9 protein-coding genes are annotated in these 9114 nt (G+C 73.2%); all 9 read right to left on the reverse strand.

Annotated features, from left to right (window positions below):
- Nucleotides 1-85: 85 nt before the first annotated feature.
- Entirely contained in the window at nucleotides 86-268 is a 183-nt protein-coding gene (locus ACFW2E_RS08510) for a hypothetical protein (RefSeq protein ID WP_384463328.1), read from the reverse strand.
- A gap of 93 nt (nucleotides 269-361) precedes the next feature.
- On the reverse strand, nucleotides 362-1582 hold the full coding sequence (locus ACFW2E_RS08515; protein ID WP_384463331.1) for a cytochrome P450: 1221 nt from the start codon (nucleotides 1580-1582) through the stop codon (nucleotides 362-364).
- 43 nt (nucleotides 1583-1625) lie between these two features.
- On the reverse strand, nucleotides 1626-2300 hold the full coding sequence (locus tag ACFW2E_RS08520) for a response regulator (RefSeq protein ID WP_384463334.1): 675 nt from the start codon (nucleotides 2298-2300) through the stop codon (nucleotides 1626-1628).
- Complete coding sequence (locus ACFW2E_RS08525) at nucleotides 2297-3721, reverse strand: sensor histidine kinase (RefSeq protein ID WP_384463337.1); 1425 nt, start codon at nucleotides 3719-3721, stop codon at nucleotides 2297-2299. Before ACFW2E_RS08525 ends, ACFW2E_RS08520 begins: the two co-directional genes overlap by 4 nt.
- 122 nt (nucleotides 3722-3843) lie before the next feature.
- Nucleotides 3844-4524: a response regulator gene (locus ACFW2E_RS08530; protein WP_384463340.1), complete on the reverse strand. Its 681-nt coding sequence runs from the start codon at nucleotides 4522-4524 to the stop codon at nucleotides 3844-3846.
- Complete coding sequence (locus ACFW2E_RS08535; RefSeq protein WP_384463343.1) at nucleotides 4521-5873, reverse strand: sensor histidine kinase; 1353 nt, start codon at nucleotides 5871-5873, stop codon at nucleotides 4521-4523. Before ACFW2E_RS08535 ends, ACFW2E_RS08530 begins: the two co-directional genes overlap by 4 nt.
- Nucleotides 5866-7104 carry an acyltransferase gene (locus tag ACFW2E_RS08540; protein ID WP_384463355.1) on the reverse strand — a complete coding sequence of 413 codons (1239 nt, stop codon included), beginning with the start codon at nucleotides 7102-7104 and terminating at the stop codon, nucleotides 5866-5868. The genes ACFW2E_RS08535 and ACFW2E_RS08540 overlap by 8 nt, the downstream gene beginning before the upstream one ends.
- Nucleotides 7105-7183: 79 nt before the next feature.
- Nucleotides 7184-8212, reverse strand: a complete 1029-nt coding sequence (locus tag ACFW2E_RS08545; protein ID WP_384463346.1) for an alpha/beta hydrolase — start codon at nucleotides 8210-8212, stop codon at nucleotides 7184-7186.
- Nucleotides 8213-8389: 177 nt separating this feature from the next.
- Nucleotides 8390-9114: alpha/beta hydrolase family protein (locus ACFW2E_RS08550; RefSeq protein WP_384463349.1), on the reverse strand; the 725-nt coding region annotated here is incomplete at its 5' end.

The raw sequence follows: 9114 nt of genomic DNA on the forward strand, positions 1-9114 counted from the left end.
CCCGACGGCCGAGCCTGGATTGCTGTACAGAGTGACTGTGCGGTTGTCGCGATCGATCGGCAGGTAGAGGGATCCCCGCAACACCTCACGCCACAGGTTTCTCCTGCCGGTCACGCCGGTCGGTATCCGAGTCATGGGACGTGACTTCGACGACGAGAAGTACTCCCTTGGGATCAGCCCATTCTCCATGCCCGGCGAAGTGGGCCACGGCGATCCTCTCGAACTCCTCCACCGACATCTGGGACGTCTGCGACGTGCGCTCTGCCATAACCGTCATGGTGCACCCCCCGAGTCAGGGCCAGTGTGCCGATCCGCCGATGGCTGCCGATCAGGATCGTCGCGCGATCAGCCGAACGGATGATCAGCCCACCTCCACGCTCAGCCCCCCCAGCCCCCGGATCACGAAGTTCGGCTTGCGGTGCGGCTCGGCCGTGAGGGTGAGGGTCGGGGCCTTCCGCAGCAGGGCCGTCATCGACGCGGCCAGTTCGATGCGGGCCAGCGGGGCGCCGATGCAGTAGTGGATGCCCGCGCTGAAGGAGATGTGGGGGTTGTTCCGGCGGGTGAGGTCGAGGCGCTCGGGGTCGGTGAACACCGCCGGGTCGTGGTTGGCGGAGCCGAAGAGCATCGCGATCTCCGCGCCCCTCGGGATCGTCGTTCCGTCGATCTCGATCTCGTCCAGGACCCAGCGCTCGAAGAGCTGGAGCGGGGTGTCGTACCGCATCAGCTCCTCGACGGCCGAGGGGACCAGGGAGTGGTCCGCGCGCAGGGCGGCCAGCTGCGACGGGTTGCGGAACAGGGCCCACCAGCCGTTCACCGTCGCGTTGACCGTGGCCTCGTGGCCGGCGTTCAGGAGCAGGACCGCTGTCGAGATCATCTCCTGTTCCGTCAGCCGGTCGCCCTCGTCGTGCGCCGCGATCAGACCCGAGACGAGGTCCTCGCCGGGCTCCTTGCGGCGGGCCGCGATCAGCTCCCGGAGGTAGTCCGAGAACTCGGCCGACGCCCGAACCGCCCTCGCCGCGGTCTCCTCGGACGGATTCAGCTCGTACATCCCGCAGATGTCCGCCGACCACGGGCGCAGCTGCGCACGGTCCGACTCGGGGATGCCCAGCATCTCGGCGATCACAGCGACCGGCAGCGGCTCAGCGACATCCGTCAGCAGGTCGCCGCCGCCCGCCTCCACCAGGGCGGAGACGAGGTCGCCCGCCAGTTCCCGGACGTACGGCTTGAGCTGCTCCACCGTGCGCGGGGTGAACGCCTTCGACACCAGGCGCCGGATACGGGTGTGGTCCGGCGGTTCGAGGTCGAGCATCCCGTGGTCGTTCAGCACGTGGAACGGCTCGTGCTCCGGCGGGGGCGCCGTACGGCCGAAGTCCTCGTGCGTGAACCGGTGCTGGTACGTCCGGCCGAGACGGCGGTCGCGCAGCAGCGCCGAGACATCCGCGTGGTGCGGGACCAGCCACTGGTCGGTCGGCTCGTAGTGGATCACGCGGCCGCGTGCCCGCAGCTCGGCGTAGGCCGGGTACGGGTCGGCCACGAACGCCGGGTCCCAGGGGTCGAAAGCGAGGTCGGATGCTGCTGCCATGGCCGGACGCTAGCCCGGCCCACCCCCTTCTGACCAGGGTCTCTCAGCCCGGCGTGACCAGCCTCGCCTCATAGGCGAACACGGCCGCCTGGGTCCGGTCGCGCAGGCCGAGCTTCACCAGGATCCGGCTCACGTGCGTCTTGATCGTGGACTCGGCGACCACCAGCCGTTCGGCGATCTCCGCGTTCGACAGACCCTGGGCGATGAGGACCAGCACCTCCGTCTCCCGTTCCGTCAGGTCCCCGTACGCCGAATGCGCGGTGGACGCCGGCCGGGGTGCCTCGGACAGCCGGGAGAACTCCGCGATCAGCCGCTTGGTGACCGAGGGGGCGAGCAGCGCCTCGCCGGAGGCCACCACGCGTACCGCGTCGGCGAGTTGGCGGGCCGAGGCGTCCTTCAGCAGGAAGCCGGAGGCTCCCGCCCGCAGCGCCTGGTACACGTACTCGTCGAGGTCGAACGTGGTCAGCACCAGCACCTTCGCCGTGCCGTCCGCGGCGACGATCTCCCTGGTCGCCTCCATGCCGTTCAGCTCGGGCATCCGGATGTCCATCAGGACCACGTCCGGGGCCAGTTCCCGTACCCGCTCGACCGCCTCGCGGCCGTTGACGGCCTCGCCGACGACCTCGATGTCCGGCATCGCGTTGAGCAGGACCGAGAAGCCCTCGCGCACCATCATCTGGTCGTCCGCGATCAGTACGCGGATCGTGCGGGTCGTCATGCACCGTTCCCGTGGTCGTTCCGGTCGTTGCGGGTGTTCTGGTCGTTCCGGTTGTTCTGGTTGCTCTCGCCGTGCCCGTCATCGGCCCGGTCCGGTTCCATGGCGACCGGCAGGAACACCGACACCTCGTAACCACCGTCGTCCGCCGCGCCCGCCGTCATCTCACCGTTCAGCATGGAGACCCGCTCGCGCATCCCGGTGATGCCGTGCCCGGCACCCGGTGAGGGCTTCAGGAGGGCCCCCGCGGGCGGCGGGCCGTTGACTATGCGCACGCCGAGCCCGCCGAGGACGTACCCGATCTCGACACGCGCGCTCGCCCCCGGCGCGTGCCGCAGCGTGTTGCTCAGTGCCTCCTGCACGATCCGGTACGCCGACAGCTCCACCCCCTGCGGGAGTTCACGCACCGCGCCGGTCACCGTCTTCTCCACGGCGAGCCCCGTCTCGCGCACGTTGGCGAGCAGAGAGCCCAGGTCGGCGAGGGTGGGCTGCGGGGCGTCCGGAGCCTCGTAGTCCTCCGCGCGGACCACGCCGAGGACACGGCGGAGTTCGGTCAGCGCCGCCACCGCGTTCTCCCGGATCGTGGCGAACGCCTTCTCCAGCTCCGGCGGCGGGTTCTCCACCCGGTACGGCGCCGCCTCCGCCTGGATGGCGACCACCGACATGTGGTGGGCGACCACGTCGTGCAGCTCACGGGCGATGGTCGTGCGCTCCTCCAGCAGCGTGCGGCGGGAGCGCTCGTGCGCCGTCACCGTCTGCTGGGCGGTCACCTTCTGCACGGCGTCCCGGCGTATGTGCCAGACCGTGACGGCCAGCAGGGCCATCGCCGAGATCACCAGCATCGGGCCGACGTTGCTGTCGTAGTGGCCCCCGCCCAAGGTGCCCTCGACCAGGAAGCCGTAGGCCGCGGTCAGCGCCCACATCCAGGCCGCCGTGCGCGGGCCGGTCCGGATCGCCACCACCGTGAGCACCACGAGGTGGGCGACGGCGCTGCCCGGCAGCCACGGCCAGTCGTCCCAGGCCGATCCCGTGCTCAGGACGGCCGCCGTCGCCGCGATGGACAGCCAGAAGGCCCCCACCGGACGCACCAGCGTCAGCAGCACCGGGATCAGGGCGAGGAGACCGCGCAGCAGATTCGGTCCGCCGCCGGTGGCACTGCCCCAGAACCCGTTGAGCATCGCCACCCCGCCGGCGGCCGCCACCAGTGCGTGCGGTGTCCAGGCCGCGTACTCCCGCGCGCGGCCGCCGAGATGGCGGGTCAGCGGGCCGTCGACGCTCATCCGGGGCAGCGGCACATACGCGAACGCGTCGTGGAACAGGTCCTGCCGCAGCCCCCGCAGGGCGTCCGCGACCAGCCGGAACTCCGGGCTGCGCGGCCTGGCCGCGCCCGGCGGTGTCGTCTGCGTGTGCGTCGTCTCGGTCACGTACAGAACGGTAAGCGGGGCCGGGATCGCGGTCGTCACCTCTGAGAGGGGTCCTTGCGGATCCGTCTCAGGTGCTACGAGGGGCAGACCGTCGCGGCCGGGCACGGCCGGGCACCGTGTGTTCAGCGGGCTCCGGGGCGGACCAGGCCCGACTCGTAGGCGAACACCGCCGCCTGGGTCCGGTCGCGCAGGCCCAGTTTCACCAGGATGCGGCCGACATGGGTCTTCACGGTCTGTTCGGCCACCACCAGGTGTTCCGCGATCTCCGCGTTCGACAGGCCCTGGGCGATCAGGGCGAGCACCTCCGTCTCGCGTTCCGTCAGATCGCCGACGCGTTGCCTCAGCGGGGCCCGGCGGGAGCCGTCCAGGCGCGCGAACTCGGCGATCAGGCGGCGGGTGATCCCGGGGGCGAGCAGGGCGTCGCCGGCGGCCACCACTCTGACCGCCTCGGCGAGCTTGTCCGCGGAGGCGTCCTTCAGGAGGAAGCCGGAGGCGCCCGCGCGCAGTGCCTCGTAGACGTACTCGTCCAGGTCGAAGGTGGTGAGGACCAGGACCTTGACGGCGGGATCGTCCGTGGTGATACCGCGGGTGGCCTCGATGCCGCCGAGTCCGGGCATGCGGATGTCCATCAGGACCACGTCGGGGGTCAGTTCGGCGACCTTCGCGATCGCGTCCCGGCCGTCGACCGCCTGGCCGATCACGTCGATGTCGGGCTGGGTGTTCAGCAGCACGGTGAAGCCCTGACGGACCATCTGCTGGTCGTCGGCGATGAGGACGCGGATGGTTTCTCCGCCGCGGGTCATGGGGTTCTGTCTCCTTCGTCGGCGGGTGCCGGTGTACGCGTGCGGGGCAGGCCCGGGGACTCCTGGGGCAGGAAGGCCGTCACCATGAAGCCGCCGTGCAGGGTGGGGGTCGCCGTGACGTGGCCGCCGAGCATTGTCGCGCGTTCGCGCATGCCCAGCAGGCCGTGGCCCGTGCCCGGGGAGGGCGGAACCGGGTGCCGGGGCCGGGAGTTGATGACTCCCAGGTGGACGCCCTCGGAGAAGTGGCTCACCTCCACGCGGACCCGGGAGCCCGGCGCGTGGCGCAGGGCGTTGCTGAGTGCCTCCTGGACGATGCGGTACGCGGACAGCTCCACACCGGGCGGGTAGGGGCGGGGCTCGCCCCGGATGTCGGTCACCACGTCCAGGCCGGCGGCCCGGGTGTTCTCGATGAGCGCGTCCAGGCGGTCGAGGGTGGGCTGCGGTTCCTCGGAGGCCTCGGGATCGTCCGGGCTCTCCGAGCGCAGCACGCCCAGCACCCGGCGCAGTTCGGTGAGTGCTTCGAGCGCGTTCTGCCGGATGCCGGCCAGGTTCTCCCTGAGCTCCTCGGAGGGGTTCTCCACAAGGTGTGGAGCGACCTGGGCCTGGATGGAGATCACCGACATGTGGTGCGCGACCACGTCGTGCAGCTCGCGCGCGATACGGCTGCGCTCCTCCAGCAGGGTGCGGCGGGCCCTTTCCTCCGCGGTGATGGTCTCCTGCTCGACGAGCTGGGTGCGGGCCTCGCTGCGGCCGCGCAGGGCCGTGCCCACGAGTACGGCCACGGCGAAGACCGCGACCGCGACCAAGCCGGTCGGGCTGTGCCGCGTGCCCGGGTCGAGGCCCCCGCTCACGAAGGTCCCCCCCCCCCACACGGCCAGCGCGGCGACCGCTCTGCGGGTCGGGAGCCGCAGCGCGAGGAGGAGAAGGACGAAGGCGTGGGCCAGGACCTGGGGGGTCGACCAGGGCCAGTTGGGACCGGGCAGCGGGGCGCCCGCGGGAGCGGGGTGGGCGGACGCCGCCGTGACGACCGTCGCGGCGAGGGAGAGGGCCCAGGCGGAGGCGGGGCGCGACAGTGCCAGGACGACCGCGAGGCCCTGGGCGGAAACGGCCAGCAGACCGCCGGACGTGCTGAAGCCGTAGGCAGCGGTCATGTCTTCGCCGGCCAGGGTGATGCCCAGGGCGATCCACCCGGTGACCAGGTAGGTCAGGCCGCGGAGCCAACGGCGCCGGTCGGTGAGCAGGCCGTGCGGCAGACGCTTCGTGAATCGGGGCGCGGGCGGCCCCTCGGGGGACTTCTCGCCGTCGGCGGCCGCCGGGTCTGTGGGGAGCACCCGGTCAACCCTAGGCATGGCGGGACTTCTTCGGTCGTGGTCGGCGCGGATGAAGGTGGCGGCGGACGACCCGGGAAGGGTGGTCCCCGGGACGGCGGGGGCCCTGTTCGTACGAGCGGAACGCGGTCAGGCAGAGGGCGAGGGCCAGGGTGAAGAGGGGCAGCCAGGCCAGCCGGGCCGCCACCCAGGTCAGGTCGTCGGGGACGGTGTGCAGGCCGGCCAGGGGGCCGGCCGGGAGCGCCATGGCCGTGGTGGCCATCAGGGCCGTCTGGTGCCAGAGGAAGACCGTCAGCGCGGAGAGGTTGACCAGCGCCACCGCCGCCCAGGCCACCGGCCGGGCCACCGCGCGGCGCAGACGCTCGCGCAGCAGCAGGGCGAGCCCGCACTGGGCCAGTCCGAAGGTGACGGCCGCCAGGGTCGGGGGGTCGAGGTTGGAGACCGCGGCACCGGGAACCCCGACCATCGATGCCGGGTACCCCGCCCACACGACCAGCCCCGCGGTGGCCGCCGCGCCGCCGGTGAACAGCACCCAGCCCGCCCGTCGGCCTTCCAGCTCGCCCCGGGTCCAGGCCGCGCCCAGGCTGTAGGGCACCAGCCAGCCCGCCGCCAGGTTCACCCAGCCGAGCCACGCATAAGCGCCGCCCAGGCCGAATCTGATGAGGTCCACGTGGAGGACGACGGCCAGGGGCCAGAGCGGGTTGAGCCGGGCCACCAGCGGGGTCGCCGCCGTCAGGGCCGCGAAGACCAGCAGGAACCACAGCGGGGACAGGGCCAGCTTCGTGAGCGTGCGCACGGTCTCGAACCGCGCGCCCGAGACGAGCAGGCTCGCCGCCACCACCGTCCACAGGACCAGCAGCGCGGCCACCGGCCGGAACAGGCGGGACAGCCGGCCGCGCAGCCACCGGCCGTAGGTCGTCCCGCGCGCCCGGGCGCAGGCATGGGACCGGGACGCCACGTGCCCGCCCACCAGGAAGAACACGGCGAGGGTCTGGAAGACCCAGGAGATGGGCGCCAGCCAGGGCATGTGCTGCAAGGGGCTCGCCGCGCGCAGCGCGCCGCCGTCCGCGACCAGGGCCGTGACCAGCCAGTGGCCGAGGACCACGCCGAGGATCGCGAAGGCGCGCAGAGCGTCGACGGCGCGGTCCCGGGAGGGGGGAGTGGCGGCGTCCACACGGCGCGCGCCGTGCCGTACCGCGTCCAGCGCGCGGCGCGGGAGGCCCGGCCGGCGCGCGGCGGTCCGGGCGTTCACGAAGGTCGTGCCGTTCGCGCGGGACGGGCCGCTCACCGGGCTCGCCGGACTCACGGGACCTGCGGGGTTCAGGACCGGCTCACGCACGGGTCACCTCCGAGGTCTCGCCGAGGGCGATCCGGGCCAGGTTGGCGAGGGCGGTCGAGCCCGGTGTGAAGTAGCCGCTGTGGCCGGCGTCGGCGGCGTCGAAGACACGGGCGCCGAAGGCCCGGGAGACCGGGTCGGTGCCGAAGCCGATGGTGGTGTCGAACAGGTCGGCGCTGACATGCGGTACGTCCGCCACCCAGTCGTCGGAGCCGCGGGCCGCCCACACCCGGGCCCGGGTGCGCAGCGCGGCCGCGGAGCCGGCGCCCGTGCCGGGGCTGCCGACGAGGGCGAGGTCGTCGACGTCCAGTCCGGCGGCGGCACGGCCGCAGACGACCGAGCCGTAGGAGTGGCAGACGGCGGTGATGTGGGTGCCCTCTCCCACGACGTCGCGCAGCTCCCGTGAGAACGCGCGCAGACCGGGCGCGGCCTGTTCGGCGCGGCCCGTGGTGGTGACCGTGGTGCTGACCGTGCCCGGGGTGTCGTAACCGAGCCAGGCGACGACGGCCACCCGGTCGTGGGCGGGCGCGCGTCGGACGAGTTCGTCGTACAGAGCGGCCGCCGCCCTGTGGAAGCGGCCGTAGGTGTCGAGGGAGGTGTCGGAGCCGGGCACCAGGACCGCTACGTGGTCGGCGCGGGCCAGGTCGCCGAGGACCTCCGTCGCACGGCCGGAGCCCCGGCCGTCGAAGGTGAGGAAATGGCGGGACGGGGAGGCCAGCGAGCGGTCCGCGCAGGCACGGTGGCGGTCGCCGTGGGCGGCGGCCATACGGGCGGCCGCGGCGGCGTCGGCACGGTTCGCGGCGTACGCCCGTGCCAGCGTGGCCGCCGTCGGCGGGGCGAGGGCGGCCGGGGCCGGGGCGGGTATCTCCGGCCGGGCGGCGGCGGACAGGGGGATCACCACGGCGGCGGCGACGAGTGCGGCGAGGAGGACACGGCGCCCCCGCCCCCGGCGCTCGCGGCGCCGTTCGGAGGGGCTCGGTCCGGTGCCACCGGCCCGCGTCGTACCGTCCCGTTCAGGCCCCATGGTCGGCTTCCCTCCAGTCCGCCCGGCCATCGGGCTTGTCTGAAGGCGAAGTTAGAAATCGGGACGTGTCGTTCGCGTCCCGCCAGGGAGCTGTTCCCGGCCGTAGCTCTCAGGTACTACGGGTATGACCGGGGTTCCCCTCACCGGGTCCGCCGGAGCCGGGCGGAGGAGTCCGTGTCACCAGGCCAGCTGCGCGATCTCCTCCGCCACCACCGCGCACGCGTCCGCCGCCGGGTCGATCAGCGGGAAGTGACCGACGTCCTCCAGGAGCGTCAGCCCCACGACCTCCCCCGACTTCGCCGCCGCCTCCGCGTACGACTCGGCGACCGCCTGCGGGACGACCGTGTCCGTGCGGCCCTGGACGAGGGTGGTCGCGATGCCGGTGGGGAGCAGGAGCGCCGGGTCCGCGTACGGCCGCCGCTCGCTGAACTTCTCCTCTCCGCCCAGGAGTTGGAGAGACGCGTTGCCGCAGACGTCGAGTTTCTCCGCGATCGCGAGGTCCGCGATCGGCGCCAGGGCGACCACGCCGCGCAGCGGGGCGGGGCCGTCCGTGCGCCACGGGGCGCCGGCGGGCAGGACGTGGCGGGCCGCGGCCCACAGGGCCAGATGGCCGCCCGCCGAGTGACCGGTGACCACCGTGCGGCGCGGGTCGGCCTGTGGGAGCGCCTCACGGACGAGCGCGGGCAGGGCGTCCAGCGCCGCGGCGACGTCGTCGAAGGTGTCCGGCCAGCGGCCGGCGACCGGACCGGCGCCGCCCTGGGCGGGGATCGCGCTGCCGCGGCGGTACTCGACGTTGGCCACGGCGAAGCCGCCCCCGGCCCGACCAGGGGGGGAGGGGGTGGGTTGGGGGCGGGGGTGAGGGGGGCGCCCCCCCCCCCCCCGGGCGGACCGGGGGGGTTTAA

It is taken from the genome of Streptomyces sp. NPDC058964, from assembly GCF_042741275.1.
GTDB lineage: Bacteria > Actinomycetota > Actinomycetes > Streptomycetales > Streptomycetaceae > Streptomyces.

Excerpts from the sequence above, each read along its gene's own strand:
- ACFW2E_RS08510 (WP_384463328.1), bottom strand. The coding sequence starts at position 268 with ATGGCAGAGCGCACGTCGCAGACGTCCCAGATGTCGGTGGAGGAGTTC.
- ACFW2E_RS08515 (WP_384463331.1), bottom strand. The coding sequence starts at position 1,582 with ATGGCAGCAGCATCCGACCTCGCTTTCGACCCCTGGGACCCGGCGTTC.
- ACFW2E_RS08520 (WP_384463334.1), bottom strand. The coding sequence starts at position 2,300 with ATGACGACCCGCACGATCCGCGTACTGATCGCGGACGACCAGATGATG.
- ACFW2E_RS08530 (WP_384463340.1), bottom strand. The coding sequence starts at position 4,524 with ATGACCCGCGGCGGAGAAACCATCCGCGTCCTCATCGCCGACGACCAG.
- ACFW2E_RS08535 (WP_384463343.1), bottom strand. The coding sequence starts at position 5,873 with ATGCCTAGGGTTGACCGGGTGCTCCCCACAGACCCGGCGGCCGCCGAC.
- ACFW2E_RS08545 (WP_384463346.1), bottom strand. The coding sequence starts at position 8,212 with ATGGGGCCTGAACGGGACGGTACGACGCGGGCCGGTGGCACCGGACCG.